A 26,289-nucleotide genomic window follows, 5' to 3' on the forward strand; every position below is an offset into this window, starting at 1 on the left:
ATGAAAGAAATTATTTTAACTGAAAGGGTTGTGTTTTCAATTGGTGGAAAGCACCCCTCCGAGAGCTTTACTTTTCCTGCTATACAGAAGCGTTTAGATGAAGGCTATGTGGTAAAAAGTATTTTTTACTCGCCCACAGGAGGAGCAAACTCTGTAAATGGCATTGCCTTAACCGTACATCTTCAAAAGCCGAAGACTGAACCTCAATAGGGGTAATTTTTTTGGAAAGTGTCCAGCCCCATAGGCTTTTACGCTCTATTATATTGTAAAATCCTATCTGCGCGCTGGGCACTATTTTTATTTCTATCTTTATCATAGCTTATTGATTTAAATTGTCAATCATTTCACTCATTGGAATGCCGAGTAATTTCTTACGCTCCATCGCCTTATCATATAAGGCTTTTACAATTTCAGGGTGAAACACACGGTGTCTCATTACATTTTCGCATCGTGTGCGACTAAATCCATTTTCACAAGCCACTGCAACCACATCACCACGCAATAGATTAGCACGAATAAGTTCAATAAGTTCCATTCTCTGCTTTCGGTTGTCGTTACCAATTAAAACAGGTTCTTCCTGTTTTTTTGTTTCCAAAGCCTCCCAGCGAAGAACCAATCTCGCCCTTGCCTCATCATTGAACTTTGTGGCGATGTACAAGCACTCGGTTTTCGTTAATTCATATTGTGGTCTCGGCTTGCCTTGTTCGTCTAAATATTCAGCCAACGCAAAATTGCGTCCGCTAACTTTTACCCATCCTCTTTCCATATTTCGGATAGACCTCAACACTTCTGTGTGTCTTTTTCCAGCTATCTGAGCAATTTCTCTACTGCTCATTGTGTCTTTAATGCTTAAATTGTTCATAACCTATTGTATATTAATAGTTTTTGCTTCTTCTTGTAGTAATTCTTTTGCTCTTTGTCGGATTTTTTCGGCGGTTTCAGACTGAAACACATATCGTAAACTCATCTGCACTGTTTGATAAGTAACCGAAAATTCTTTTGCAATTTGATGCGCAATATCAGGATGCACTCGTATTTTTTTCATTACTTTGTTTTTTGAAATTCACAAGGCAAATATATTACACAATTTGGGATATTTCCAAATTAATTTTCACATTATTTGAAAATAATTTATTTATAAATGGATAAAAAACTGATTTTAAGGGAGATAAAAAAACATTTAGGATACACAAAAGATGGTGATTTTGCCGATTTTTTAGGCATAAAACAAAATACTTTATCAAATTGGAAATCACGAAATACGATAGATTATGACTTAATTATCTCAAAATGTGAAAATATAGATGCCAATTGGCTCCTAACAGGCAAAGGCGAAATGCTTAAATCCCCCGCAAAGCAAGAAAGCCACCCACAGCAAGCAGCAGAGCCTATTGCTATTTACCAAAAAGCACCTATCCCCCCAGTGCCATCACACTGGGAGAGGCAAGTTGCATCCCTACAAAAAGAAGTTGCTTACCTACAAAGAGAAAACCAGCATTTGCAAGAGTGGCTAAAAGATAAAGACAAGGTAATAAAAGCCTTAGAAGAAAAAGAGAGTACCCGCATTCAAGAATTAGAGGAGGAGATCGCTCGCCTTACTCAAGAGAACCATGCCATTAAAAGCCAGCCACAAAATAGAAAAACAGGGTAACATCTGGTATGTTTGGATAAGAATGTAGTTAAAAAGTACAGAGAGTAAAAGCTCAAAAGGCAGTCGTTCCAGCGGGAAAGAGGTATAAAAACTAAGGTTTTTATCGTAATTTATTAATTTTCAATTAATAGCGTTATTTTTTCAATGTATAAAAAGGGTTAAACACCCCAATTATAAACCGAAAAACGGCATTAAGTTGCTTTTAAAATGTATAAACACCCCAATTATAAACCTAAAAAATAGGGTACTTTTGTCTCCCTAAGTGTCCCCCTAAGTGTCCCCCTAATATAAAAAATACACATTTTCGGCGTGTAGCGTTATGCCGTGTTTATATAAACAGATCTGTTCACTTCTGGCGTCTAAATTCTAACCATAAAAAAGCCACAAAGAGCGTATTTAAACGCTTTTAGGGCTATTCTCTAGTTTTTACCAATTAAGTAATATATAAATCATTTTAATCGCTATTAAATAGAGTTTCAAACTTCAATTAAATCGCAATTAAACGCAATTAAGTGTACATTTCGTTTTAAAAAAAAAAGCGGGCAAATCGCCCGCAAACCCTTTATTTAAGCCGTTTTTTTTCGGCTTTTTTCTTTCTCTCTCTTTTGTACATTTCATTTTATGCCCCTTAGAAGTGATTTTCCCGAGTTTTACGAATCCCAACGAAAATATGAAAATTTCGCTTGGGCAACCGTGGAACTCCAATGTAAATGCGACTTTGACACAGGTGCTTTTTAATCAATCGGTGTTTACGGGATTAAAGGCTGCACGCTCTACAAAGGAATTTTATATGCTAAATAAAGAATTAACCGATGAGCAAATCATCGAAAAAGTGGCGCATGCATATTTTCAGGTGTACCAAACGCAGCAAAAACTTAACAACTTGGAAAGTAATTTAGCTTTAACCGAAAAAACGGTAAAGGTAATCCAAGGTCAATCTGAGGCGGGACTGGCAAGAAAAATTGATTTAGATAGAGCCAATGTTACGCTCAATAACTTAAAATCGTCGCAGCAACAATTGGTGAATGCTGTGCAAATTGCACAAAACGCTTTAAAATTCATGGTGGGATTGTCGATGGATACACAGATTCAATTGCCAGAAGATACTTTTGCGCCATCTATTTTAGCCTTGAATGAGCAAGCGGATTTAAGCAAAAGAACCGAAGTGCAAGTCATTGAAAAACAACTTGAATTGCTCGAGTGGCAGAAAAAAGCAAATCAAGCCGAATATTATCCTTCAGCGGCGTTGGTTGCCAATTATGGTTGGTTAGGTCAAGGGAAAAAAATGCCTTGGTGGCACGGCGAAGAAGATAAAGTATATTGGTCGGATTTAGCCTCGATAGGATTAAATGTGAAAATTCCGATTTTTAATGGTTTTTCAATTAAATCAAAAGTAAAACAAAGTGAAATCGATATTTTGTCGGCAAAAGCGGGGTTAAAAGATACCAAACTTGCACTAGAAATGGCATATAAAAACGCAACAGAGCAAATGAAAAATACTGCCATAAGTATCGATGTTCAGCAAGAAAATGTAAAGCTTGCCGAAAATGTTTTGACCAATACGCAAAACAATTATCAATACGGGCTGGCGACGCTTACCGATTTATTGGATTCGGAGCGTGCTCTTGCCGACGCCAAAAACAATTTAACCAATGCTAAATTAGATTATAAATTAGCCGAAATCGAATATTTAAAAGCGCAAGGAAACCTAAAATCTTTAATTAAATAAAAAAAACAAATCATGAAAAAATTAGTTATTCCTGTTATAATTATCATTGCACTCATCGTTGGTGTGTTTTTTATCCTAAAAGGAAATAAGAAAAGCAACGAGGAAAAAGTAGCAATTGTAAAAACTGAAAACAGCCGTGTAGCTGTGCAAGTGGCAAAAGTAAAAGAAGATCATTTGTCGGGGCAATTTTCGGCAAACGGAACATTTGTTCCAGAAAAAGAAACCACTGTGAGCCCAGAAATGGGAGGGCAAGTAGTTGCAATTTATGTAGATGAAGGTAGCTATGTGCGTGCGGGGCAAACAATTGCTAAATTGAAAGGAGATAAAGTAAATGTAGGTTTAGATGCTTCTCGAGCTCAGTTGGATAATGCTAAAGCAGCTTTGGTGAATGCAGAGTCGCAATTAGCGAGATTTGAGGCGGCTTATAAAACGGGCGGAGTTACCGATCAGCAAGTGGATCAAATGCGCTTGCAAGTAAAGCAATTGCAATCTCAAGTGAAAAGTGCTCAAGCGGGCGTGAGAAATGCACAATTGAGTAGTGGCGATACCAATGTTGTTGCCAAAGTGAGCGGAATTGTAAACCGCAAATTAGTAGAAACAGGTGCCGTTGTAGGAGCGGGAACTCCAATCGTGCAAATCGTAAATATTTCAAGTTTAAAATTAAAAGTAAATGTAGATGAATCTTTGGTAACAAAATTACATGTAGGAGATGTGGTGAGCGTGAAACCTACCGTATTGAACGAGCCAATTCAAGGGAAAATTACATTTATTGCTCCAATGTCAGACGGGGCTTTGAAATTCCCAGTGGAAATTACGGTAAATAACAAAGATCAAAGATTAAAAGCGGGAATGTATGCCGTAGCTAATTTTGATCAAAATGGGGAAGGAGATGCGCCTGTACTTGTGATTCCGAGAGAAGCATTTGTGGGGTCTGTGAGCCAAAATCAAGTGTTTCAAGTGGTGGATAGTACGGCTGAACTTAAAACCATTCAAAGTGGTAGAAATTTAGGAGATGTGGTAGAGGTGCTTTCTGGGTTAAAGCTTGGCGATGTTGTTGTAACAAGTGGTCAAATCAACCTTGAAAATGGTACTAAAGTAAAAATCATAAAGTAATCAATCTATGAAATTAGCAGAAATAAGTATAAAACGACCCAGCATCGTAATCGTGATGCTTGCCTTAGCACTCATCGCGGGGTTTTATAGCTACAAGCAGCTAAGTTATGAGCTTGTGCCAAATATCGAGACCAAAGTAGTTACGGTGGCAACTGTGTATCCAGGGGCTTCTCCTGCGGAGATAGAAAACACGGTGACCAAAAAGGTGGAAGATGCAGTTTCTACCTTGGAGAATGTGAAGAAAATTCAGGCTAAATCATATGAAAGTTTGTCGGTGGTGATTATTCAGTTTGCCAATGAGGCAAATGTGGATAATGCGTTGAACGAAGCACAGCGTAAAATCAATGCCATTCGTTCAGAATTACCAGAAGGGGTAAAAGAACCATCGCTTTCTAAATTCTCATTGTCGGATTTGCCGATTATGAGTATTGGGATTACTTCTAATTTGTCTAATACAGATTTGTATGATTTGGTAAAAGATCAAATTCAGCCACAATTTTCAAGAATCCCAGGGGTGTCTTCAGTAAACATTGTGGGTGGAAACGAGCGCGAAATCCGTGTAAGTCTTGATCCTGCTAAATTGGAAGGTTATGGGCTCACTGTGCCGCAAGTGCAACAAATCTTGATGGCGTCTAATATGGATTTCCCTACGGGTAACTTAAAGACAAGAAAAAACAGTACATTGATTAGACTTTCTGGTAAGTTTAGCTCTGTTCAGCAAATGAGAAATTTGGTAATCGCTTCTCATAATGGCGTGAATATTAAACTTTCAGATATTGCAGATGTGCAAGAAACACAGAAAGAAGTAGAGAAACTGGCTAGAATTAATGAAGACAATACGCTTTTGCTTCAAATCCAAAAACAAACAGACGCCAATGCGGTGGAAGTGAGTAGTTTGGTGAAAGAAAAAATGAAAAGCGTAGAAGAGCAATATAAAGACCAAGGAGTGAAAATTCAGTTGGCAAGCGATACGAGCGAGTTTACTTTAACTGCGGCAAACAATGTAATTCACGATTTGTATATTGCGGTTGCTTTGGTGGCATTTGTGATGTTGTTCTTCTTGCATAGTTTGCGTAATGCGTTGATGGTGATGGTTTCCATTCCTGCATCGTTGATTGCTACATTCATCGGTTTGTATGTTTTAGGTTATACTTTAAACTTGATGAGTTTGTTGGCGTTATCGTTGGTGGTAGGTATTTTGGTAGACGATGCCATCGTGGTTATCGAAAATATTCACCGCCATATGGAAATGGGAAAAAACAAAGTGCGAGCAGCCTATGATGGAGCCTCTGAAATTGGATTTACCGTAACGGCAATCACCACCGTAATTGTGGTAGTGTTCTTGCCAATTGCAATGAGCTCTGGTTTGGTATCCGATATTGTGAGACAATTCTGTGTTACGGTAGTTATCGCTACCATGTTGTCATTGCTTATGTCCTTTACCGTTGTGCCGTGGTTGTTCTCTCGTTTTGGTAAGCTAGAGCACATTAGCAACAAAAATATTTTTGGAAGAATCATCAATACATTTGAAAAAGGACTTAAAGCCTTCACGCATTGGATGACCGATATTTTAAAATGGTGTTTAGGACATAAATTAATCACAATTGTGGTAACGGGTGTTATGTTCTTCAGCATTGTACCTTTATTTAAATATGGTTTTGTGGGAACAGAATTTTTCCCTGGCGTAGACAAAGGAGAATTTATTGTTCAAATCGAAATGAACAAAGATGCGTCTTTGCAAGAAACCAATTTTATGACACAAAAGGCAGAAGATTATATTTTAAAACAACCAGAAGTTAAAACAGCCATCACCACGGTGGGGCAGGTAAGTAGTGGCGGAATGGGGGCATCTCAAGCTACGGCATATAAATCAGAAATTAGCGTTCAGTTGAGAGACGATGTGAAGCGTGATGAATCAGAAATTTATGCCGCTAAATTAAAACGCCAACTTCAGCAAGTTTTAGTCGGGGCAAAAATCAAAACCATACCAGTGGGATTGATGGGAGCAAACCAAGCACCGCTTCAATTAGTGGTTACGGCAGATAATTTAGACGATGCGATGGATTTTGCTGTAGAAGCCATGGAGATATTAAAGGGTATTGATGGTAGTTCAGAGGTAGAACTTTCAGTAGAAGATGGTACGCCAGAGATTAATGTAGAGGTAGATCGAGATAAAATGGCGGCTTTAGGATTAAATGTTGCAACTGTGGGGCAAACCATGCGTACAGCTTTTGCGGGAAATACCGATAATAAATTCCGCCAAGGGCAAAACGAATACGACATCAATCTCCAATTCCAAGAAGGAAGTAGAGAAAACATTGACGATGTGAAAAATCTAATTTTTGTAAATTCACAAGGGCAACAGATCAAATTAATGCAATTTGCAAATGTAAGTTATGCTTCGGGACCAAGTTTGCTCGAGCGAAACGATAAAGCCCCATCGGTTACGATCAACTCACAAGTCGTAGGTCGATCCTCAGGAGCCATTTCCAAAGAATGGGAATCAAGATTATCCGAAATTCAGGCAAAACCAGGAGTGCATTACAAATGGAGCGGAATGCAGGAAAATCAAAAAGAAGGATTTGGAACCTTAGGAATTGCGCTCATGGCAGCCATCATGTTGGTGTACATGGTCATGGTAGTGTTGTATAATGACTTTGCTAAACCATTCATTGTATTGCTTTCAGTGCCATTGTCATTCATCGGAGCCATTTGGGCATTAGCTTTAACCAATATGAGTTTGAATATCTTTACCATTTTAGGTTTAATTATGTTGATTGGTCTTGTAGCTAAAAACGCAATTTTGTTAGTAGATTTTGCCAATCACCGAGTAGAAAAAGGGGAAGATACCATAACCGCGTTGATTCAGGCAAACCATGCGCGTCTCCGTCCAATCTTGATGACGACCATAGCCATGGTGTTTGGTATGATTCCAATTGCATTAGCAACTGGTGGTGCCGCAAAAATGAACAACGGTTTGGCGATTGTCATCATTGGAGGTTTGTTGTCATCATTGTTTTTAACATTGGTAATTGTTCCCGTGGTGTATCTTACCTTTGATTTAATCGGTAAGCGAATCAATAAAAACAAGCAAAAACCAGATTATGGAGCCTTGATGAAGGCAGATTATGACCACAAAAACATAAAAGAAGAATACGAATTCTAGTAAATTTTAAGGCTTTGGTGTAATCATCAAAGCCTTATTTTAAATTTTAACATTAGAGCTTAAATTGGCTCTAAACCTTATAGATACTAGCATTGTGATATGTTTTATTGAATTAAAAATGAGCTGGTAAGGAAAACGATAATAAAAAGTTGTGATATAACGATTTATTTTTTTTAACTTTGCACCAAGTATTAGTATATAAAAAATAACAAAATAATAAATTAGCTATGAAAAAACATCTATTTCTTATTGCTAGTGTTTTTTTCGCTTTTTCAGCAAAAGCTCAGCATACTTTAGCTGTTAAGAAAAACACAAATGTTAAGGTGTCTCCAAATACATTGTTTTATGTGAAAGGAGATGCTAAGTTAGATAAATATGACGCTGGAACTAATAAATTCTCTAACCAAGGGAATGTTAAGATTGATGGTGGTCTTGCTACAAATGATGATGGTAAAAACTTTGTAAATGAGTATTATAAGACTGCCGGATACGGACAGTTGATAATTAAACAAAATGCTTCTAACGGAGGAAATATATCTTCTGAGGTTAAATTTAATCCTGTGTATTCTCTTCACCCATTGTCGTTGCCATATAGTGGAGTGTCTGTAGAAAACGTGGTGACTCAAGTTTTTGGTAGTGCTTCATCTGGTGCTTTTGTTGGATTTACTCCAGGGAGAGGTGGTTTTAAAAAGTTTGATAAAAAGAGATATGAAAACCCTTTGTTTTTTTGGAATAACAATGAAAATGATAAGCATGGTCTTGAACAATTAGGGCAAGGTGATAGAATAGGTGATAATGATTTGAATTTAGCAAGATATTATGCAGTTTCTAATTTTTCATCTTTAGGGAAGATAGGGGATGCTAAAAAAACATTGTCAGGTGTTCCTGTTAATAAATCTTTTACAGTCTCTCTTAATCCATATTCTTTAGTAAATAATAAGGATGTTAATGCTTGGGGAGAGGCTTATGGCTCTTATATAATTGACTTTACTCAAGCTATGCCTAAAGGTTGGGAGAATTATAGTTATAAATCATCCAATGTTAGTGCTAATGGTTTTGGTTCAAATATATTTTACTTGGGAAATCCTTATACTTCAAATATAGATTTGATAAAGTTGGTTGAGCAAAGTGGTGCTGAAAATAATATCGAAGCAATGGTTCAGTTTACTTCACAAATTTATGATCCTTCAGTTAACAATGGAACCGTTTCAAACTCTTACGGAGTGAACATGGGAGGATTAACTGGACAAGGAGGAGGAGATAATAAATTCAGATATGTAAGGCCTTTTGATGTGTTTGCTGTAAAGACAAATGGATCTAAAGTTGACTTGAATTTTAATGATGAAGTTAAAACTTTTAAATCTGAGTCTAATACTCCTAATAATTTCTACCTTCGAAATTCGAATAACAACTCTTTGTTTGCTCAGGTAGGACTTGATTTATATGATGCTAATGGAAACACAGGTCAAAGAGCTTATGTTGTTGCTTCTAATTTGTATGATGAGGGTGTTGACGTGACAGAGTTACATAATGTTGCAATAAAAGAGGAAAACACAGGAATCTATACTTTACAAGATAATGAGGAAGTAATAAGAAGGGGTGAAGGTAAGTTATTTGTTAATGGTATAAACTCTGATACTTATTTAGGAAAACCTGTTGCGCTTGTAATGCAAAATGGTAACGGTCAATATAGATTAAAAGCTAGATTGAATGATGATGCAAAAGCTAGCGCTAATAAATTCTACTTTGAAGATAAAAATACAGGTAAGATACAGGAAATAGGTGAGGATTTTGATTATCAATTTATCTCAAATGGTACAGAAAAAGATCGTTTTGTAGTTTATTGGGGACAAGTTCCTAAAGTAAACGATGTAGCAGAGACAGCTAAGAAAGCGACTCAATCAACTTTGGTGTTTAAAGATGGAAACGATTTCAAAGTGAGATTTGATAAAGGAATTAAGAAAGCTGATGTGTTTGTTTACAATATTTCTGGACAACTCCTCAGTGTAGCTAAAAATGTGGATGCTACAAAAGATTATATAGTGCCTGTTCAAGCAAATACTACTGTATATGTGGTAAAAGTTGTAGGAGATAATGGTAGCGTAGTAACTAAAAAAATTATAAAATAAAGAATTATGAAGAAGTTAATTTCAAGCCTTTTATTTATGCTGTTGAGTGTTTTCTCTTTTGCTGCAAATAATCCTGGAGCTCCAGGTACAGGAGGTTCTCCAGAAGAACCACCGGCACCAATAGATTCTAACGCTTTAATCTTATTGGGAGCAGCAGTTATTTTGATTGTAGCGTATGCAATGTATAAAAGAATAAACGCTAAAAGATTAGCATAAAATGAAATAGATAATAAAAAAAGAGAGCTTAAAGCTCTCTTTTTTATGTGAAAAAAATTAAAAGGCTTGCATTTGCAAGCCTTTTTGTAATAAAATATTTGAGAGTATTATGCAATAGTCAATTCGCGGTCGTCTTCGATTACAAGGTTATCGATGATAAACTCTTGCCTTTCTCGGGTGTTTTTGCCCATGTAGAACTCAAGTAGGGATTCGATATTGGTGTCCTTTCCTATCATCACAGGCTCTAAGCGAATATCTTTTCCAATGAAGTTTTTAAACTCATTAGGAGAAATCTCTCCAAGCCCTTTAAATCGTGTGATTTCTGGATTTTTCCCCAGTTCTTGAATAGCTTTTTTGCGTTCTTCTTCGTTATAGCAATAGCGGGTTTCCTTTTTGTTTCTTACCCTAAAGAGAGGCGTTTGCAAAATGTATAAATGCCCTTCTCTTATCAATTCAGGGAAAAATTGCAAAAAGAAAGTGATGATTAGCAAGCGAATGTGCATTCCATCGTCATCGGCATCGGTGGCAATTACCACATTGTTATATCGAAGATCTTCAAGGCTATCCTCAATGTTTAATGCTGCTTGCAAGAAATTAAGTTCTTCGTTTTCGTAAACTAATCTTTTCTCCTGCCCGTAGCTGTTTTTAGGTTTCCCTTTCAAGCTAAATACTGCTTGCGTTTCAGTGTCGCGACAAGTCGTGATAGATCCACTCGCAGAATCCCCCTCTGTGATGAAGATGGTGGTTTCTAAACTGCGTTTAGCTTTTGGGTTGTTGTAATGCTGACGGCAGTCGCGCAATTTCTCGTTGTGCAGGCTCACCTTTTTAGCCAATTCTTTAGCCTTTTTTCTTACGCCTGAAAGTTCCTTTCGCTCGCGCTCCGATTGTCTGAATTTCTTTAATAAAAGCTCTGCAACTTCTGGATTTTTGTGTAGATAGTTATCCAACTTGGTACGGATAAAATCATTTACAAAAGTTCGTACGCTCGGCATATCCGGTCCCATTTCCGTAGACCCTAACTTTGTTTTAGTTTGAGATTCAAATACAGGTTCTACTACCTTAATGGCTACCGCCGCAATGATGGATTTCTTGATATCTGAGGCGTCGAAATTAGCATTAAAGTGCTCTCTCCCCACGCGCACAACCGCCTCTTTAAAAGCCGCCAAATGCGTTCCGCCTTGCGTAGTATTTTGTCCGTTTACAAAAGAATAATAAGTTTCTGAATAGGATTTATTGCTGTGTGTGAGTGCAATTTCGATATCCTCACCCTTTAAGTGAATAATTGGATAAGCGATTTCCTCATCAATCGAATCTTCCAATAAATCTTTTAGTCCATTTTCTGAGAAAAATTCTTCACCATTGAAAAGGATGCGCAAACCTGGATTCAGGTACACATAATTTTTCAACATTTTCTCGATATATTCCGTACGGAATCTATAATTATGGAAAATTGTAGGATCTGGTTTAAACGAAATTTTGGTACCCTTGCGTAGTGTAGTTTCTTTTTCTTCCGAAGCCTCGATCAATTCACCTTTAGAAAATTCAGCTTCACGAGTTTTTCCATCTCGCACAGATTGCACTTTAAAGAAACTCGAAAGTGCATTCACAGCCTTGGTACCCACTCCGTTAAGTCCTACCGATTTTTTAAACGCACGGCTGTCGTATTTACCACCAGTATTCATTTTAGACACCGCATCTACCATTTTCCCTAACGGAATTCCACGCCCATAGTCGCGCACAGTTACCACATCATCTTTTATACTGATTTCAATGGTTTTTCCGCTTCCCATCACAAATTCATCGATGGAGTTGTCTATAATTTCTTTAATTAAGATATAAATCCCGTCGTCTTGCGAAGAGCCATCTCCCAGCTTCCCGATGTACATCCCAGGACGCACTCTGATATGCTCGCTCCAACTCAGGGTTTTAATATTATCCTCGGTATAATTTGCCATAAAATATTTTGTGCTAAATCTTTTGAAAATCTTTTCAAGGCAAAAGTACAAAAAAAAGATGACTTGGGAAGTCTAAAGTTTGTGTATGGTTTTTGTGCTAAATCTAAACGAAAAACACGAATTTACATGATTTTTTGATTTGGGTTAAAGCTTTCAGAAATCACATTTTGTAAGGAGGTTTTTTCAATTAAATTTTCTTTGGATTTTGAGCTGTGTGAAATATTCTAAGGATTTTAATTTCACCGAAACCAACCTTGTAAATAATTTTGAAACTGTATAGCACTGCATATCTTACACTATCATCGTTGTATATTAGCTCTTTGGGGTATTTGTACGGCATTTGTCCCAATGAATCTACCAAAACTTCTATCTTATTTAAAACCATTTGAGCATTTTGTGGGCTGTCTTCATGAATATACCCAATAAGGTTAAATAAATCTTTTTCTGCAGTTTTAGTCCAGATTGTAAGCATCTTTAATTTTTTTAAACACGTCTTCACTACTAGAACATTCCTTTTCTGCTATGGCTTCATCTATAGCTTGGATATATTCTTGAGTATTTAATTCCTTACCATCCATTGTGGAATGTTTTGTTTTAGAACTTAAAAGCATTTCAATGTGATTTAAAATACTTAGGTTTTCAGTATTTAAAACTTGCTTTATGATTCTATTTTGTGTTTCTGAGATAGTCATAGCGTTGCTCTTTCCTTTTACAGCAAATGTAAAAAAATATAATTAAATAACTTCTTTTTAAACCCTTTAAAAAGGAACAAATTTTGTCGATCAACACATAGATATGTTGGTTAAAATAGATATCTTTTTAAATTAAAACACGAATTTACATGATTTTTTGATTTGGGTTAAAGCTTTCAGAAATCACATTTTATAAGGTTTTTTAACGCTTTTATCCCAAAAAAATGCTTTAACTTTGTATACTTTTTAATTAGAATTAAAAAAAGAAAACAATGAAATTGATATTAATCACCGTAGGAATTTTGCTACTTTGTGTAGCGGGAATTGCTATAAAAATATGGGCAAAAAAAGACGGAAAGTTTGCAGGTACTTGCGCAAGTCAAAATCCGCATCTCAACAAAACAGGTGAGCCTTGTGGATTTTGTGGGAAAATGCCCGATCAATGCGAAAATCAAACCGAAAAATAATTTTTTTGTTTGAAGAAAACAGAACTCATAACGCTTATAGAGGATTGTAAAAAAGGAAAGCAATCGGCACAAACTACGCTCATGAATCTCTTGTGGGACAAGGTGCATTATTATGTTTTGAGCAAAATTCAAAACAAAGCCGATGCCGAGGACATCAGCATTAAAACCTTTACCAAGGTCTTTCAAAAATTAAAGTTGTATAACGAAGATTTTGATTTCACCACTTGGGTGCGTGCCATTGCACACAACACGATGATCGATTACATCCGAAAAAAGCCAGAATTAAACATTTCGATAGACGACGAGCTGTGCAATGTAGATTTGTCGAGTGCTGTACCAAGCCCCGAGCAATCGCTGATTTTGGAACAAAGTGCCGAGGAGCTTATGCATCATGTTGCGAAATTGCCCGCCATTTATCAAGAAATTATACGCTTGCGCTATCTGGAAGAGAAAACCTACAATCAGATTGCGCAAGAATTAAATCTTTCGCTCTCCAATGTGAAAGTGCGATTGCTCCGAGCCAAAGCTTTGCTCGAGGAATCCATGAAAAATAAATAAAAATATAATCTGCAAGGTTTAAAATTTTTTGTCGTAAAAAATTAATTAACTTTGTACAAAATAGAATAGAACAATGCCGGATACAATGACACAAAATGCGCCACTTCATACACCCAAACCAAAGTGGTTGCGCGTGAAATTACCCACAGGTAAAAAATATAAACAACTCAGAGAAACGGTTGATAATTATAAATTAAACACCATCTGCCAGAGTGGTAGCTGTCCCAACATGGGCGAATGCTGGGGAGAGGGTACCGCCACTTTTATGATTTTGGGCAATGTGTGTACACGCTCATGCGGATTCTGTGGTGTGCAAACGGGACGCCCCGGTGCGGTAGACTGGGCAGAGCCAGAAAAAGTAGCACGCTCAATTAAATTAATGAAGATTAAACACGCCGTAATCACATCGGTGGATCGCGATGATTTAAAAGATATGGGCTCTATCATTTGGGCAGAAACCGTGAATGCGGTGCGCAGAATTAGCCCAGAAACTACCATGGAAACTTTAATTCCAGATTTTCAAGGAATCACTCGCCATATAGATAGAATGATTAAAGTGAAACCAGAAGTGATTTCGCATAATATGGAAACCGTGCGTCGCTTAACTCGAGAAGTGCGTATCCAAGCGAAATACGACCGAAGCCTTGATGTGTTGAAATACTTAAAAGATCAAGGGCAACGCCGTGTAAAAACGGGAATCATGCTCGGGCTGGGCGAAGAGCTTGACGAAGTGTATCAAACTATCGAAGACATCCACGCTGCGGGAGTGGATATTATTACCATCGGTCAATACCTTCAGCCGACTAAAAAACACTTGCCAGTGAAAAGATACATCACGCCAGAAGAATTTAAATCATTAGAAGATTTTGCGAGTGGATTAGGCGGATTCCGCCATGTAGAAAGTAGTCCGCTTGTGCGTTCTTCTTACCGTGCAGAAAAACATATTTTATAAGATTTTTTTTAAATGAAAAGCCTTTTCGCTCATATTATCAGCATTGGAGACGAGGTGCTCATAGGCGATACGCTCGACACCAATTCTAATTTCATAGCACAAGAATTAAACAAGATCAATGTGCAACTCAACGAAATCAGTGTGATTCATGACGACGAGGCACTCATTCAGCGTAAAATAGAAGAAGTCGCGAGCAAGGCAGATATCGTAATCACAACAGGTGGGCTTGGGCCTACGAGAGATGATAAGACTAAATTTGTAGTGGCAGATTTATTGGGCGAAAAGCTGGTGATGAACCAGCAAGCCTTGGCATGGGTAGAGGAGCATTACGAAAAGAATTTGCGCCGCCCTATGAACGAGCTGACTAAAAATCAAGCTTTGTTGCCAGAGCATTCGGTGCCGCTTAGAAACCAAACGGGCACGGCTTGTGGAATTTGGTCTACTTTTAAAAACAGCGTAATTATCAATTTGCCAGGTGTTCCTGTGGAGATGCGCCATTTGATGCAAACGCAAGTAATTCCAAAAATTAAAAAAGATTTTTCGGCAAATTATCGTTTGCACAAATATGTGCGCGTGCACGATGTACCCGAAAGCGAATTAGCCATAATTTTATCGGACTTTGAAAATGAGATGCCCGAGAATGTGAAATTGGCTTATTTGCCTAAAAATAGCCGAATTAAAATGCGTTTTACGGGCGTGGGAGATGATTTAGCCAGTCTCGAAAAACAGCTGGAAGATTTAGCCCAAAAGCTAAAAAACATAATTCCGAATAATGTGTATGCCGAGAATGAGCAAGATGTGCCCGAACGATTAAAGGACTTATGCACCGAGAAATCTTTAAAAATCGCTTCGGCAGAAAGTTTCACCGCAGGATTGATTCCGCATAGAATCACGAGTGTTTCCGGAAGTTCGGCCTATTTTGTGGGTGGGGTAGTGGCATACGATCCGCAAATCAAAATTCAAGAATTGGGCGTTTCTGCGGAGGTGGTGAAGGTAAAAGGTGTCGTAAATGAGGAAGTTGCCATACAAATGGCAAAAGGTGCCGTGGAGAAATTCAAGGCAGATTTTGCCGTGAGCACAACAGGTGTTGCAGGACCTAATAAAGATGACTTTGGTAATGAAGTGGGCTTAGCTTACATAGGCGTAGCATCAAAAGAAAAAGCCAAAGCCTTTCGCTTGTTTTATCCGCATTATGATCGCGCCGAATTCACCGACCGAATGGCAGATATGGCAATCGAAAGGTTGATGAGCTTTATTGAGGAAGAGAAAGGCTAAAATTTCTATTCAAAAACAGCCAAAAAGCCCTCAGGGAGGTTAAAAGAAATACTTTTCTCTGCACGATTCACTTCTTGTAGCCATTCATCGATAAGTGGGATTAAAATCTCTTTTCCGTCATTTGTTTGAACGACCAATAAATCCTGTGCTGTGGTATCTCTCACTTCTTTGGCGGTGCCTATTTTTTCGCCATCGACAATGACATCAAAACCAATGATTTCGTGGTAATAAAATTTATTTCCCTCTAGCGCAGGCAAGGTAGAAAGCGGCAAAAACACTTGTCTGCCAATCATACGCTCAGGTTCTGGACAATCCTCGATTAAGATTCTTAGGTGGTTGCCACGATGAAGTTCTGCTTTTTTCAAAAAAAATGGAACCAATAATCCGTGTTGTTCCACGAATATTGATTCCAGATTTTGATATGTTTCAGGTTCATCGGTGTCAAGGAATAAGTTTAATTCTCCTTTGTACCCAATCGCCTTAGTGATTGTACCTAGTAAGTAACAATCTTGTTTCTGCATTTGCTAAAATTTATTCTTCAGAAGTAGTTTCTTCTTCAGCTGGTGCAGCAGCTTCCTCAGCAGCAGGAGCTTCTTCCTCTACTACCGCTACGCGAGCTTCAGCGATTTTGCGCTCAGCTTCTAATCTTGCTTTTTTAGCTTCTTCAGCAGCGTTTGCTAAATTTTCTTTTTTAGCATCTACTTGAGATTTTTTGTTTTCAACCCAAGCGTTGAATCTTTTTTCAGCTTCGGCTTCGTCGAAAGCACCTTTAGCTACTCCTCCAAGTAAGTGTTTTTTCAATAAAGCACCTTCGTGAGATAGGATAGCACGAGCAGTGTTGGTAGGTTGAGCACCTTTTTGCAACCACGCTACTGCTTTGTCTACATCAAGCTCGATAGTTGCAGGGTTTGTGATTGGGTTGTAAGAACCTAATCTTTCAATGATTTTACCATCTCTCTTTACACGAGAATCTGCTACTACTACATGATAAAAAGGTCTTCCTTTTCTACCGTGTCTCTGTAATCTGATTTTTACAGCCATAAATTTTGTTTTAATTTTGAGGAACTCTGTCCTCGATTAATGTTTAGTTAAATTATTTCGAGTGGCAAAGATACATATTTTTTTTAGATTCCAAAACTTATTGCCTAAATGCCTTAAATTATTGATTCATAGCTTCTGCAATTAAATAAGCTTCGCTCCAGCAGGCTTGGAAATTAAAGCCACCCGTCACCGCATCTATGTCGAGCACTTCGCCCGCAAAATATAGATTAGGAACGATTTTACTTTCCATGGTTTTAAAATTGATTTCGTTGAGTTTCACGCCACCAGCCGTTACAAATTCATCTTTAAATGTGCTTTTGCCCGTAATTTCAAATTCGGATTGTGTGAGTTTTTGGGCTAAAAGAAACAATTTCGCATCAGGAATTTCGGCATATTTTTTATCGGCAGGGATTTGGCATACCTCCAATAATTGATGCCAAAAGCGTTTGGTGATTTCATAAGGATGAATTTTCCCAATGGCATTTTTGCTATTTTCGGATTTAAAGGCTTTTAAAGTAGACTTGCAATCTTCCTCGCTTTCACCTATAAAATTCACCATTAATTGGAATTTATAATTTTTTTGGTTTAAAATTCGTGCACCCCACGCCGAAAGCACCAAAACAGCTGGTCCGCTCAGCCCCCAGTGCGTGATGAGCAAATCGCCTACGCTCTCGAGCGAAGTGCCTTTTACGCTTAGTTCAGCGTCTTTAAAACTGGTACCTTGCAAGTCTTGAAGCAAAGTGTCGTTGCATTTAAAAGTAAAAAGCGATGGAACAGGTTTCTGAATCGAATGCCCCAATTTTTCGATGATTTGCCACATGTGCGGACTGCTCCCTGTGGTGATAGCCACTTGGTCAAAAAGGTATTCGCCTTGGCTAGTGGTGATTTTAAAGGAGCCGTCGGGCTGAGGTTCTATGGCTTTTACTCCTTCGCTTAAATGAATTTGGGTATCTCTTTTTTGATTTTCTTTGACTAAAGTTTCCACGATGTCCATAGAATTGTCTGAAGCAGGGAACACGCGCATATCGTCTTGAATCTTCAGCGGGACACCACGCTCCTCAAACCAGCCCATGGTGTCGCCTGGCTGAAATTTTCCAAATACACTGATGAGCTCTTTGTTTCCTCTCGGATAAAAATCGACCAAAGCCATCGGGTCAAAACACGCATGCGTGAGATTGCAACGCCCACCGCCCGAGATGCGCACTTTTTGCATAGGAGCGGCTGCTTTTTCAAATATATGTACACGAAAAGAAGGTGCCAAGTTGGCTCCTAAAAAGAACCCCGCGGCACCTCCTCCTATAATGGCTATTTTCTTCAAACCTTATAAATTTATACTAAGCCCTACACTTCCTCTCGAACCAATTTCGGCAAATACTCCAAGTTGATCACTGAAATAATAGCGATAGCCTAGATGCCCACCAAGTCCTAAGCCATTTCCTTTTAGCCCTAAATCTACTCCAGGATAAAGATCCATATTGGCTGGCATGTTGATGGCTTTGCCTAAGTGTAAATTAGCACGCCCAGAAAGATAAAAATTATTGCTGTTGCTAGAGCCAAAATAGAGTTCTACTCCAGCTCCTACCGATAACATATTGGTAACACCATAGTCCATTGTGCCTGTGAGCCCGTTGCCATACCCAAATAGTGTGTAGCCCACTTGTGTCTTTAAATCTCCATTTCCGCTATAGGCTTCTTGGGCAGAAAGCTTAGATAGACCTAGGAGAAAAAAGAAAAATAAACTTAAAATACTGATGTTTTTCATTGATGTTTTCAAAGTTTTAATCATTGTTTTTTTAATTCTTTGGCGTTTTGTGCCGCTTTTAGATTTCGTTCGATTTTATGTCCTGGTCGAGTCCATTTTGGATTTTCGCCTTTTGGTGGCGTTAGATGTTCTTTTGGTTCTCTTTTGGCATGTTTTTCAAAAGGAGCTTGTGGCTGAATGCTCAATTCGTTAAAGAGTTTCATGTCCTCGTTGATGTCTGGGTTTGGCGTGGTAAGCAATTTATCGCCTGCAAAAATGGAGTTGGCTCCTGCCAAGAAACAAAGCGTTTGCCCTTCCTTGGTCATTTGAGTGCGTCCTGCCGAAAGCCTAACTTGCGTGGTTGGGATCACGATGCGAGCGGTGGCAATCATACGCACCATTTCAAAAATAGAAACAGGTTCTTGTTCTTCCATCGGAGTTCCTTCTACGGGCACTAGGGCATTGATGGGTAAACTTTCTGGTTGAGGATACATGTTTGCCAAAACTTTAAGCATACCTGCACGGTCTTCCAACTTCTCTCCCATCCCGATGATTCCGCCAGAGCATAGCGTAATTGAGGTTTTTCTTACATTGGAAATCGTTTCCAAACGGTCGTCAAAGGCACGAGTGGAAATCACTTCTTTATAATATTCTTCCGAGGTGTCGATGTTGTGGTTGTAGGCATATAATCCTGCTTCCTCCAATCGCTTGGCTTGTGTTTCGGTAAGCATTCCGAGCGTGCAGCACACTTCCATGTCAAGATTGGTGATTTCGCGCACCATTTCGAGCACTTTTTCAAAATCTTCGCCGTCTTTCACATTACGCCATGCTGCACCTAAACACACTCGAGAAGAACCCGATGCCTTGGCACGCAAAGCTTGAGCTTTTACATGGCTCACGCTCATGAGCTCATTTCCTTCAATATCAGTATGGTAGCGAGCTGCCTGTGGGCAGTAGCCACAATCTTCTGAGCAGCCGCCCGTTTTGATAGAAATGAGTGAGCTTACTTGTACTTTGTTTGGGTCGTGGTGCTGGCGGTGCACAGTAGCAGCCTCATGCACCAGTTCCATAAAGGGTTTATTGTAGATGGCTAGAATTTCTTCTGTAGTCCATTTTTTTTGATTGTTCATCGCTAAAAATTATTTTTTCAATGGGCGAATATAGGAGTTTTTATTCTTTTTTTGGTATAAAAAGCTCTTAATTCTTTAGCCCAAATGCTTTCAAAAAATGCTTAAAATATTGATTTTTTACTAGTTGTTTGTAAACTTAATCAAGCAATTAATTTTTTAAATTAAAGAATATAGGTTGTAGGTAATAAGTGTCTTTATCTTTATAGATAAGCCCGTTTGGTGTGCTGTTGTAAACCTCTATTTTATAATCCTTGATTTTTGTGTGGGTAATGACATTGAAATGATAGCTCTTGCCCTGATAATCGTTGTCAGAAAGATTTTGCTTGATTTTATTTAAGACAATTGCCACAGGTCGCGGAGATTTTTGTTTAAGCGTAAATGAAACTTCGTAACCTCGCTCGCCATGCGTGTCATAGATGCGATATTCTGGATTTATGACTAAAGGCATATTTATGTCTTGAGAATTTACCGTATTTTTGCAACTAATTAATAGAATGGCAAAGAATAACGCCCCTAAAATATGTGGGAATTTATTTTTTTTCATATATTTAAAAACTTTTAAACAAAACTAAGGAAAATATGAATACTAAAAAATCTTTTTGGCTGTTATTGCTTATTCTAGTTTTCTTCTCATGCAACAGTAATGATGATGGAAATGGTAAATTTGATAGTAACAAAATTGGAAATAATAATTCTAACAAAGTCACTAAACTAGATGTAGAAATCAATGCGTTTATTTGGTCAAGATTAAATGCTTTATATTATTGGCAAGAAGATGTTCCAAATTTAAGTGACGAATATTCGAAAAAAGAAACCTTGCTGCACACCTTGTTGCAAAGTAAGAAACCCAATGAATTCTTTTATAGTCTGCTTTATCAATATGGCGAAGTAGATCGTTTTTCATGGATTGTAGATGATTATCACAAATTGTTGAACGACTTAAACGGAATTTCAAAGGAAAGCGGAATGCATCTGCAGCTCACACTTATAGGCGATGATGTTGTAGGCTTTGTAAACTATGTAGTGCCAGATTCGCCAGCGGCAAAAGCTGGAGTGAAGCGTGGAGATGTGATTTATAAAATCAATGGGCAAATCATGAACAAAAATAACTATAGAGGTCTTTTTGCCGATCATTTCACCGCAACACTTGCGCGTAATTCAAAACTCACCGAAAATGGTTTTGTTTTAGGAGAAGAAAAAATCAACATCAATATCCAAACGGTTGAGGTTACAGAAAATCCAGTAGCCTTTTACAAAACTTTTAATCTAAATGGGCATAAAATTGGCTATTTAGTCTACAACGGATTCATTGATGCCTACAACGGCGAATTAAATCAAAAGTTTGCCCAAATGAAGCAAGATGGCGTACAAGATTTAATCTTAGATCTTCGCTACAATGGAGGCGGAAGTACCCGCGCAGCAGAAGCTCTGGGAGCGATGATTAGCGGTAGATTTGGAGAGAATTATATCAACTTTACTTTTAATCAAAAAAATAAAGAGCTGAATGAATCGGTTAATTTACCGAGCAAAATCAATCTTTTTGCATACCAAAATGGCGTGAATAAAAAGATAGGTGAGGCGGATGTTAATACTTTGAATTTGAAGAAAGTATATGTTTTAACCTCTCATGCAACGGCTTCTGCGAGCGAACTTACCATTACTTGTTTAAAGCCTTATATAGATGTGCACACAATTGGCGAAACTACCTATGGTAAATTTGTATTCTCTGTAAGTTTGTTTGATTCTCCAGACAATTCGATTGAGCATATTAATAAAAAACACAATTGGGCAATGCAACCAATTTTAGGTGCATACAAAAATGCCAAAAAAGAGGATTATTACGAAGGACTTGTGCCAAATACAAAAATAAATACTGAGGCGTTCGGAGAATTTGGAGACGAGTCAAAAGATGTTGCCTTGGCAAAAGCACTTGAATTGATTTCTGGTACTTCAAGCAGAATAAAGTCTACCATGGCTCCTTATGAGCTTAAAACCTTGAAAATAAATACCAACACAGAAAAACCGTTTGGCACAGAATTATATGTACCAGACTTTAAGAAATAGAAGTTGAACTAAAAAAAGAACATTGGAATTTGTAGTTTATGCAGTTTTATTAGGAATTATGCTGAGCTTGGTACTCATCGGTCCAGCCTTTTTCCTGTTGATTGAAACAAGTATTACCAAAGGGTGGCGTTCTGCCATTGCGCTAGACGCAGGAGTCGTGTCTGCCGATTTGCTCTGTATTGCTTTTGCTTATACAGGAGTGGGCGGTATAGTAGAATACATCGGGGCGCATCCTGCATTGTACAAGATTGGTGGATTCATCATCATGATTTACGGGGGGATTATGTATCTCTCCAAACCTAAATTACACCTCAAAAACACAAAAATCGTCGGGAAGAATTATCTCAAAACCTTTGTCAATGGATTTTTGATGAATATCCTTAATATCGGCGTAGTGGGCTTTTGGTTTGTAGTAGCGGGGTGGATTACGCTCAAGTACCCAGGCGTTTATAATTTTACATTATTTATTGCCATTGCAATTTTAACCTTTTTGGCGATTGATTTGTCTAAAATCTTTTTAGCACATAAATTCCAAGATCGATTGACAGATGCGCTGGTGTACAAAATCCGAAAATGGATAGGCGTAGTATTATTCATCTTTGGTTTTATAATTTTACTCAAAGGATTCATTTCATTTCAGCCGATAGAAGATGCATTGCCAGCATTACCTTTTCATGAATAAAATTTAAATTAAAATGAAGTATATAACTGCATTGGTGTTTTTTGTAGCCCTTGGGCTAATTGTAGCAGGTGTGTATTGCGAAGTGTCGGGAGAATTGCCTGAGCTTAAAAATAAATTTTATGGTTTTGGCACACTCGCGCTTTTCTTTATTGCTATGCCGTTGTTCTTAATTTTGAGAAGAAATAAGCTAGATTTAAAGAAGTATGACCTTAAAAACTTTTTAGAAAACATAGAAAAAGAAAAAAATCCGCGTAAATAACGCGGATTTTGCCTTTAGTAAAATATCTTAAATTCTAAATCTTGCTCAAGAAATCGTATCCTAGCTTTAGTCCTATATTCGGAACGGGGGCGAAGTTTTCAAAATTTTCAGTAGCGAAACCTAGCCCTAATCTAAATTCAAAATTTACATTTCTAGATAAATTTCTTCTCATGCCAAAATTGGGAACAATCGACACAACTGAATATGTGGTGGTGTTTACATCGCTTCCCATGATGAGTGATTTAGGGAAATAATTGAAAGATAGCGAAAAATAATCAGCTGCATTATTTCTAGTATTTCTACCTTCACTTGCGCGTTTATTGGCATTGAAGTAGTATCGAGGCTCTGCGCTTATGCTAGGTAAGACGCTGTGATAAAGTGAACCATCAATGCCATAACTCACCCCAAAGATATACAGGAAATTTACGCCAGATCGTATAGTTGTTTGGTTAGCAATACGCCCTTCGTAATACGCATTGCCTCCCAAGAAACCCACTTGAGCACCTAATAAATGCTTGCTCAATACCGATGATTGGGTAGATGTTTGAGCTTGCGCAAGTGTGGCGATGAGCAAAAGTAGCCCAAAATATAGATTTTTACTCATCAGTTTCCTCATTTTCGCTTTCTTTCAAAGATGCTAAAAAGTGCTGATGAAGTTCTATAAACACCTTTTTAAATATTTTAGCCTCTTCTAGGTCAATCGAAGCAAGTGCGTCTTCCACCGTGGCGCGCACCTCGTCCATCACCTTTTTTTCTAGCAAAATACCTTTGTTGGTGAGGTAGATTAAATTCGATCTTCTATCAAAAGGATCGGTGCGGCGTTCCACAATCTTTGCTTTTTCCAAGTGGTGAATTAAGCGGGTGATGCCAGGTTTGTCTCTAAAAGTTTCATCTGCCAAAAATTGTTGAGAGCAGCCCTCATTTTGCCATAAAATCACAAGCAGAGAAAATTGCTCTTTGGTAATAGTGATTTTCTTCTTTTTAAGCCTATCAAAAAGAAGTTTAAGCATTAAATTGGGTGTTCTAGTAATCAATAAGTTGTATAAATCTTCCTTTTCAATGAAATTTTCCATATATGGGGCTAAATTTTAAATAAGTAACTCCCACAAAAATAATTAAATTATTCAAAAATATAAGGATTAAGACTTGTAAAAATTCTATTTTTGCTGAAAAATTTTAAACGCTATGGCAAAGTTTACAACTTTAAAGTTTTCACCGCAAAACTTTTTTTACATAATCAGCGGATTTATCCTAAGTTTTCTAGGGCTGTATCTTGGAAGGGGCTTTTTAATTCCGTTTTGTTTTTCGATTCTCATCGCCTTTATTTTGGTTCCCATTGTTCGTTTTTTTGAACGCAAGGGGCTCGGCACGGTGCTAGCAATTTGTATAGCATTTTTAATTGTAATTCTTGTATTTGGTGGAGTTTCCTATTTTTTCTCATCGCAGATAGCGAGCATTGTTTCTGATTTTGAAAACTTTAAATCCGAAATTTCCCCTCTACTGGATAGCGTGATTAATATGTATAACGAAAACTTAACTTTCTTACCGCCTATCAATGCAGAGGGCGTGGCAAAAAAGGTGCAAGCTTTTATCCAAAATTCAGGGGGCGATATTTTAGGGTCTACTTTGGTGCAAACAACCGCCTTTTTAGCCAATTCATTTTTAATCCCTGTGTATGTTTTTCTATTGCTCCTTTATAGAAGAGGATTGGTAAAAGGGATTTTGATGTTTTTTGGGCGAAATCAGCGCGAAGATGTGCGCACCATAATTTATGAGGTGCAAAGTGTAGGCAAAGATTACATCGTGGGGCTTCTTACTGTAATGCTCATTTTGGCTATACTAAACTCAGCCTTTATGCTAATTATCGGGATCGATTACGCCATCATGTTTGGTTGCTTGGCAGCGTTGCTTATCGTGATTCCGTACATTGGTACATACATAGGCGGAGCTTTGCCCGTGCTGTATGCGCTTGTAACGATGGGGCCAACGAGTGCGCTGGCGATTTTAATCTGTTTTGTCATTATTCAAATGATCGATGGCAATTACCTTACGCCTAAAATCGTGGGGAGCAACACCAGTGTCAATGCCTTGGCAGCCTTCATTGCTTTGATCATAGGCGGAGCACTTTGGGGCATTGCAGGAATGATACTTTCTATCCCATTTACCGCAATGCTCAAGAAAATCTTTAAGCGAGTAAAAGGCTTGCAGCCACTTTCTTTGCTTTTGGGCGAGGAGCTATTTCAGAACGAAGATTTAGAACTGAAGGATTTAGAAATAGAATACATCAGCGAAACGCCAAAACCAAGTTCGATTTTCTTGAGATTAAAGCGATTTTTCGTAGAAAAAGTAATGCCAAACGAGGAAGATGGTGATGCCTAAATCACTCTTTCTCTGCATATAAAATTTTGGCTAAATCGATAAAGTCCTCCACGCTCAATTGTTCTGCGCGGAGGTCTTTATATTTTAGTGTAGAAAGTAATTCATTTTGGTTTAAAGACTTTAGCGCATTGCTTAATTTTTTTCTTCTTTGGTTAAATCCAGTTTTTACTAAATTTAGGAAGAATGCATACGGCACGCCCTCGATTTCCTCACGGAATCGAGTCAAGCGGATCACGCCAGATTTTACCTTTGGAGGAGGGGTAAATACATTTTCATTTACCGTAAATAGATATTCCGCTTTGTAGTACGCTTGCATCAAAACCGAAAGAATACCATAGGTTTTGCTCCCGTGCGGTGCGGCAATACGCTCGGCAACTTCTTTTTGAAACATGCCCACAACTTCGGGGATTTGTATTCTGTTGTCTAGGACTTTGAACATAATTTGAGTGGAAATATTGTAGGGGAAATTCCCAATCACGGCGATTGGATTGGGGAAATGTTTGCCAAGATCCATTTTTAAAAAATCTTCCGAGAAAATCGGTAAATTTTGTTTGATGCCGTTATACTTTTCATTCAGATACTCAACAGATTCTGTGTCAATTTCCACCACCGAAACCGAACGCTGGTCTCTAAGCAAAAACTGGGTGAGCACGCCCATACCTGGTCCTATTTCTAGCACTTCGTGATAGCTTTCCCAAGAAAGTGCTTCCACGATTTTTTCTGCAATATTTAAATCATTTAAAAAATGTTGACCGAGGTGTTTTTTTGCTTTTACATTCATATCGGTGCAAAAGTAAGCAAACTTTGTACAGTATGGAAAAAATATTTTGAAAAATATTTTGTTGTGTAAGTTATTGTTATTCAGGGGTTAGTTAGTTTTTTGTGATTTTAAATTGCATAAAATGGGTAAAAAATATTTGGTGGGAATAAAATTGTTTGTATATTTGCAGTCCAATAGCGCGGGATGGAGAAGTCGGTATCTCGTCGGGCTCATAACCCGAAGGTCGCTGGTTCGAGTCCAGCTCCCGCTACTAAGTTAAAGCTCGTTACTTTAGAAGTGACGAGTTTTTTTATGTCTTTGTACCAGCAG

29 protein-coding genes and 1 tRNA gene are annotated in these 26,289 nt (G+C 37.9%); 16 read left to right on the forward strand and 14 right to left on the reverse strand.

Annotated features, from left to right (window positions below; translation table 11 throughout):
• Positions 1-210, forward strand: coding sequence for a hypothetical protein (locus ORNRH_RS05850; protein ID WP_014790968.1), 210 nt, complete (start codon positions 1-3; stop codon positions 208-210).
• 109 nt (positions 211-319) lie between these two features.
• Here ORNRH_RS05850 and ORNRH_RS11595 read toward each other — a convergent pair whose 3' ends face one another.
• Entirely contained in the window at positions 320-862 is a 543-nt protein-coding gene (locus ORNRH_RS11595; RefSeq protein ID WP_014790969.1) for a Rha family transcriptional regulator, read from the reverse strand.
• 3 nt (positions 863-865) lie between these two features.
• Entirely contained in the window at positions 866-1,045 is a 180-nt protein-coding gene (locus ORNRH_RS05865; RefSeq protein WP_014790970.1) for a hypothetical protein, read from the reverse strand.
• Positions 1,046-1,141: 96 nt separating this feature from the next.
• On the opposite strand from ORNRH_RS05865, the gene ORNRH_RS05870 reads away from it, so the two are divergent.
• From ORNRH_RS05870 to ORNRH_RS05895, 6 genes are all read left to right on the forward strand, one after another.
• On the forward strand, positions 1,142-1,651 hold the full coding sequence (locus ORNRH_RS05870) for a helix-turn-helix domain-containing protein (RefSeq protein ID WP_014790971.1): 510 nt from the start codon (positions 1,142-1,144) through the stop codon (positions 1,649-1,651).
• Positions 1,652-2,321: 670 nt separating this feature from the next.
• Positions 2,322-3,380: a TolC family protein gene (locus ORNRH_RS05875; protein WP_052312690.1), complete on the forward strand. Its 1,059-nt coding sequence runs from the start codon at positions 2,322-2,324 to the stop codon at positions 3,378-3,380.
• A 12-nt stretch (positions 3,381-3,392) separates the two neighbouring features.
• Entirely contained in the window at positions 3,393-4,493 is a 1,101-nt protein-coding gene (locus ORNRH_RS05880) for an efflux RND transporter periplasmic adaptor subunit (protein WP_014790972.1), read from the forward strand.
• Positions 4,494-4,500: 7 nt separating this feature from the next.
• Positions 4,501-7,659 carry an efflux RND transporter permease subunit gene (locus tag ORNRH_RS05885; protein ID WP_014790973.1) on the forward strand — a complete coding sequence of 1,053 codons (3,159 nt, stop codon included), beginning with the start codon at positions 4,501-4,503 and terminating at the stop codon, positions 7,657-7,659.
• Between the two features lie 227 nt (positions 7,660-7,886).
• The gene (locus ORNRH_RS05890; protein ID WP_014790974.1) at positions 7,887-9,788 is read left to right on the forward strand and encodes a T9SS type A sorting domain-containing protein; all 1,902 of its coding nucleotides are present in this window, start codon (positions 7,887-7,889) and stop codon (positions 9,786-9,788) included.
• A 6-nt stretch (positions 9,789-9,794) separates the two neighbouring features.
• Positions 9,795-10,004 (forward strand): hypothetical protein, encoded by a 210-nt coding sequence (locus ORNRH_RS05895; protein ID WP_014790975.1) that lies wholly within the window; start codon positions 9,795-9,797, stop codon positions 10,002-10,004.
• Between the two features lie 107 nt (positions 10,005-10,111).
• Here the strand turns inward: ORNRH_RS05895 and ORNRH_RS05900 are convergent, their stop codons facing one another.
• The 3 genes from ORNRH_RS05900 to ORNRH_RS05910 all read right to left on the reverse strand — a co-directional run bounded on the left by ORNRH_RS05900 (position 10,112) and on the right by ORNRH_RS05910 (position 12,651).
• Positions 10,112-11,959 carry a DNA topoisomerase IV subunit B gene (locus ORNRH_RS05900; RefSeq protein ID WP_014790976.1) on the reverse strand — a complete coding sequence of 616 codons (1,848 nt, stop codon included), beginning with the start codon at positions 11,957-11,959 and terminating at the stop codon, positions 10,112-10,114.
• Positions 11,960-12,146: 187 nt separating this feature from the next.
• A complete protein-coding gene (locus tag ORNRH_RS11600; protein ID WP_014790977.1) occupies positions 12,147-12,431 on the reverse strand; it encodes a type II toxin-antitoxin system RelE/ParE family toxin in 285 nt (94 codons plus the stop codon).
• Positions 12,412-12,651, reverse strand: a complete 240-nt coding sequence (locus ORNRH_RS05910) for a hypothetical protein (RefSeq protein ID WP_014790978.1) — start codon at positions 12,649-12,651, stop codon at positions 12,412-12,414. The genes ORNRH_RS11600 and ORNRH_RS05910 overlap by 20 nt, the downstream gene beginning before the upstream one ends.
• A gap of 272 nt (positions 12,652-12,923) precedes the next feature.
• Between ORNRH_RS05910 and ORNRH_RS05915 the strand changes: the two genes are divergently transcribed.
• The 4 genes from ORNRH_RS05915 to ORNRH_RS05930 all read left to right on the forward strand — a co-directional run bounded on the left by ORNRH_RS05915 (position 12,924) and on the right by ORNRH_RS05930 (position 15,903).
• Positions 12,924-13,118 carry a hypothetical protein gene (locus ORNRH_RS05915; RefSeq protein ID WP_014790979.1) on the forward strand — a complete coding sequence of 65 codons (195 nt, stop codon included), beginning with the start codon at positions 12,924-12,926 and terminating at the stop codon, positions 13,116-13,118.
• A 9-nt stretch (positions 13,119-13,127) separates the two neighbouring features.
• Entirely contained in the window at positions 13,128-13,676 is a 549-nt protein-coding gene (locus tag ORNRH_RS05920; protein WP_014790980.1) for an RNA polymerase sigma factor, read from the forward strand.
• A 73-nt stretch (positions 13,677-13,749) separates the two neighbouring features.
• Positions 13,750-14,628, forward strand: a complete 879-nt coding sequence (lipA, locus tag ORNRH_RS05925; RefSeq protein ID WP_014790981.1) for a lipoyl synthase — start codon at positions 13,750-13,752, stop codon at positions 14,626-14,628.
• Between the two features lie 12 nt (positions 14,629-14,640).
• Positions 14,641-15,903 carry a CinA family nicotinamide mononucleotide deamidase-related protein gene (locus ORNRH_RS05930; RefSeq protein ID WP_014790982.1) on the forward strand — a complete coding sequence of 421 codons (1,263 nt, stop codon included), beginning with the start codon at positions 14,641-14,643 and terminating at the stop codon, positions 15,901-15,903.
• Between the two features lie 5 nt (positions 15,904-15,908).
• On the opposite strand, the gene rimM is transcribed toward ORNRH_RS05930, so the two are convergent.
• From rimM to ORNRH_RS05960, 6 genes are all read right to left on the reverse strand, one after another.
• Positions 15,909-16,424, reverse strand: a complete 516-nt coding sequence (gene rimM, locus ORNRH_RS05935) for a ribosome maturation factor RimM (protein ID WP_014790983.1) — start codon at positions 16,422-16,424, stop codon at positions 15,909-15,911.
• A 10-nt stretch (positions 16,425-16,434) separates the two neighbouring features.
• The gene (locus ORNRH_RS05940; RefSeq protein WP_014790984.1) at positions 16,435-16,944 is read right to left on the reverse strand and encodes a 30S ribosomal protein S16; all 510 of its coding nucleotides are present in this window, start codon (positions 16,942-16,944) and stop codon (positions 16,435-16,437) included.
• Positions 16,945-17,062: 118 nt separating this feature from the next.
• Positions 17,063-18,262 (reverse strand): BaiN/RdsA family NAD(P)/FAD-dependent oxidoreductase, encoded by a 1,200-nt coding sequence (locus tag ORNRH_RS05945; RefSeq protein WP_014790985.1) that lies wholly within the window; start codon positions 18,260-18,262, stop codon positions 17,063-17,065.
• Between the two features lie 3 nt (positions 18,263-18,265).
• Entirely contained in the window at positions 18,266-18,730 is a 465-nt protein-coding gene (locus ORNRH_RS05950; RefSeq protein WP_243925397.1) for a DUF6646 family protein, read from the reverse strand.
• Positions 18,727-19,815 (reverse strand): biotin synthase BioB, encoded by a 1,089-nt coding sequence (gene bioB / locus ORNRH_RS05955; RefSeq protein WP_014790987.1) that lies wholly within the window; start codon positions 19,813-19,815, stop codon positions 18,727-18,729. Before bioB ends, ORNRH_RS05950 begins: the two co-directional genes overlap by 4 nt.
• A gap of 148 nt (positions 19,816-19,963) precedes the next feature.
• Entirely contained in the window at positions 19,964-20,359 is a 396-nt protein-coding gene (locus tag ORNRH_RS05960) for a hypothetical protein (RefSeq protein ID WP_014790988.1), read from the reverse strand.
• Between the two features lie 35 nt (positions 20,360-20,394).
• On the opposite strand from ORNRH_RS05960, the gene ORNRH_RS05965 reads away from it, so the two are divergent.
• Genes ORNRH_RS05965 through ORNRH_RS05975 form a run of 3 tightly spaced genes read left to right on the forward strand, consistent with a single transcriptional unit; the run spans position 20,395 to position 22,820 of the window.
• Entirely contained in the window at positions 20,395-21,879 is a 1,485-nt protein-coding gene (locus ORNRH_RS05965; protein WP_014790989.1) for a S41 family peptidase, read from the forward strand.
• 22 nt (positions 21,880-21,901) lie between these two features.
• Positions 21,902-22,561 carry a LysE family translocator gene (locus tag ORNRH_RS05970; protein WP_014790990.1) on the forward strand — a complete coding sequence of 220 codons (660 nt, stop codon included), beginning with the start codon at positions 21,902-21,904 and terminating at the stop codon, positions 22,559-22,561.
• A 13-nt stretch (positions 22,562-22,574) separates the two neighbouring features.
• Positions 22,575-22,820: a hypothetical protein gene (locus ORNRH_RS05975; protein WP_014790991.1), complete on the forward strand. Its 246-nt coding sequence runs from the start codon at positions 22,575-22,577 to the stop codon at positions 22,818-22,820.
• A gap of 34 nt (positions 22,821-22,854) precedes the next feature.
• On the opposite strand, the gene ORNRH_RS11605 is transcribed toward ORNRH_RS05975, so the two are convergent.
• Together ORNRH_RS11605 and ORNRH_RS05985 are read right to left on the reverse strand one after the other, a co-directional pair.
• Positions 22,855-23,424, reverse strand: a complete 570-nt coding sequence (locus ORNRH_RS11605; protein WP_014790992.1) for a hypothetical protein — start codon at positions 23,422-23,424, stop codon at positions 22,855-22,857.
• The gene (locus ORNRH_RS05985) at positions 23,417-23,893 is read right to left on the reverse strand and encodes a MarR family winged helix-turn-helix transcriptional regulator (RefSeq protein WP_014790993.1); all 477 of its coding nucleotides are present in this window, start codon (positions 23,891-23,893) and stop codon (positions 23,417-23,419) included. The genes ORNRH_RS11605 and ORNRH_RS05985 overlap by 8 nt, the downstream gene beginning before the upstream one ends.
• A gap of 112 nt (positions 23,894-24,005) precedes the next feature.
• On the opposite strand from ORNRH_RS05985, the gene ORNRH_RS05990 reads away from it, so the two are divergent.
• Positions 24,006-25,199, forward strand: a complete 1,194-nt coding sequence (locus ORNRH_RS05990) for an AI-2E family transporter (protein WP_014790994.1) — start codon at positions 24,006-24,008, stop codon at positions 25,197-25,199.
• A gap of 1 nt (position 25,200) precedes the next feature.
• Here ORNRH_RS05990 and rsmA read toward each other — a convergent pair whose 3' ends face one another.
• On the reverse strand, positions 25,201-25,980 hold the full coding sequence (gene rsmA / locus ORNRH_RS05995) for a 16S rRNA (adenine(1518)-N(6)/adenine(1519)-N(6))-dimethyltransferase RsmA (RefSeq protein WP_014790995.1): 780 nt from the start codon (positions 25,978-25,980) through the stop codon (positions 25,201-25,203).
• Between the two features lie 177 nt (positions 25,981-26,157).
• On the opposite strand from rsmA, the gene ORNRH_RS06000 reads away from it, so the two are divergent.
• A tRNA-Met gene (locus ORNRH_RS06000) sits at positions 26,158-26,230 on the forward strand.
• Positions 26,231-26,289 lie beyond the last annotated feature (59 nt).

Source organism: Ornithobacterium rhinotracheale DSM 15997 (assembly GCF_000265465.1).
In the GTDB taxonomy this organism is placed as follows: domain Bacteria; phylum Bacteroidota; class Bacteroidia; order Flavobacteriales; family Weeksellaceae; genus Ornithobacterium; species Ornithobacterium rhinotracheale.

What these genes read in the sequence shown, in the direction of transcription:
- bioB (WP_014790987.1), bottom strand. Translation starts at nt 19,815, where the DNA reads ATGAACAATCAAAAAAAATGGACTACAGAAGAAATTCTAGCCATCTAC.
- ORNRH_RS05930 (WP_014790982.1), top strand. Translation starts at nt 14,641, where the DNA reads ATGAAAAGCCTTTTCGCTCATATTATCAGCATTGGAGACGAGGTGCTC.
- ORNRH_RS05975 (WP_014790991.1), top strand. Translation starts at nt 22,575, where the DNA reads ATGAAGTATATAACTGCATTGGTGTTTTTTGTAGCCCTTGGGCTAATT.
- ORNRH_RS05895 (WP_014790975.1), top strand. Translation starts at nt 9,795, where the DNA reads ATGAAGAAGTTAATTTCAAGCCTTTTATTTATGCTGTTGAGTGTTTTC.
- lipA (WP_014790981.1), top strand. Translation starts at nt 13,750, where the DNA reads ATGCCGGATACAATGACACAAAATGCGCCACTTCATACACCCAAACCA.
- ORNRH_RS05965 (WP_014790989.1), top strand. Translation starts at nt 20,395, where the DNA reads ATGAATACTAAAAAATCTTTTTGGCTGTTATTGCTTATTCTAGTTTTC.
- ORNRH_RS05875 (WP_052312690.1), top strand. Translation starts at nt 2,322, where the DNA reads ATGAAAATTTCGCTTGGGCAACCGTGGAACTCCAATGTAAATGCGACT.
- rimM (WP_014790983.1), bottom strand. Translation starts at nt 16,424, where the DNA reads ATGCAGAAACAAGATTGTTACTTACTAGGTACAATCACTAAGGCGATT.
- ORNRH_RS11600 (WP_014790977.1), bottom strand. Translation starts at nt 12,431, where the DNA reads ATGCTTACAATCTGGACTAAAACTGCAGAAAAAGATTTATTTAACCTT.
- ORNRH_RS05885 (WP_014790973.1), top strand. Translation starts at nt 4,501, where the DNA reads ATGAAATTAGCAGAAATAAGTATAAAACGACCCAGCATCGTAATCGTG.
- ORNRH_RS05850 (WP_014790968.1), top strand. Translation starts at nt 1, where the DNA reads ATGAAAGAAATTATTTTAACTGAAAGGGTTGTGTTTTCAATTGGTGGA.
- ORNRH_RS05915 (WP_014790979.1), top strand. Translation starts at nt 12,924, where the DNA reads ATGAAATTGATATTAATCACCGTAGGAATTTTGCTACTTTGTGTAGCG.
- ORNRH_RS05990 (WP_014790994.1), top strand. Translation starts at nt 24,006, where the DNA reads ATGGCAAAGTTTACAACTTTAAAGTTTTCACCGCAAAACTTTTTTTAC.
- ORNRH_RS05960 (WP_014790988.1), bottom strand. Translation starts at nt 20,359, where the DNA reads ATGAAAAAAAATAAATTCCCACATATTTTAGGGGCGTTATTCTTTGCC.
- ORNRH_RS05880 (WP_014790972.1), top strand. Translation starts at nt 3,393, where the DNA reads ATGAAAAAATTAGTTATTCCTGTTATAATTATCATTGCACTCATCGTT.
- ORNRH_RS05910 (WP_014790978.1), bottom strand. Translation starts at nt 12,651, where the DNA reads ATGACTATCTCAGAAACACAAAATAGAATCATAAAGCAAGTTTTAAAT.
- ORNRH_RS05865 (WP_014790970.1), bottom strand. Translation starts at nt 1,045, where the DNA reads ATGAAAAAAATACGAGTGCATCCTGATATTGCGCATCAAATTGCAAAA.
- ORNRH_RS11605 (WP_014790992.1), bottom strand. Translation starts at nt 23,424, where the DNA reads ATGAGTAAAAATCTATATTTTGGGCTACTTTTGCTCATCGCCACACTT.
- ORNRH_RS05940 (WP_014790984.1), bottom strand. Translation starts at nt 16,944, where the DNA reads ATGGCTGTAAAAATCAGATTACAGAGACACGGTAGAAAAGGAAGACCT.
- rsmA (WP_014790995.1), bottom strand. Translation starts at nt 25,980, where the DNA reads ATGAATGTAAAAGCAAAAAAACACCTCGGTCAACATTTTTTAAATGAT.
- ORNRH_RS05950 (WP_243925397.1), bottom strand. Translation starts at nt 18,730, where the DNA reads ATGATTAAAACTTTGAAAACATCAATGAAAAACATCAGTATTTTAAGT.
- ORNRH_RS05890 (WP_014790974.1), top strand. Translation starts at nt 7,887, where the DNA reads ATGAAAAAACATCTATTTCTTATTGCTAGTGTTTTTTTCGCTTTTTCA.
- ORNRH_RS05985 (WP_014790993.1), bottom strand. Translation starts at nt 23,893, where the DNA reads ATGGAAAATTTCATTGAAAAGGAAGATTTATACAACTTATTGATTACT.
- ORNRH_RS05900 (WP_014790976.1), bottom strand. Translation starts at nt 11,959, where the DNA reads ATGGCAAATTATACCGAGGATAATATTAAAACCCTGAGTTGGAGCGAG.
- ORNRH_RS05870 (WP_014790971.1), top strand. Translation starts at nt 1,142, where the DNA reads ATGGATAAAAAACTGATTTTAAGGGAGATAAAAAAACATTTAGGATAC.
- ORNRH_RS11595 (WP_014790969.1), bottom strand. Translation starts at nt 862, where the DNA reads ATGAACAATTTAAGCATTAAAGACACAATGAGCAGTAGAGAAATTGCT.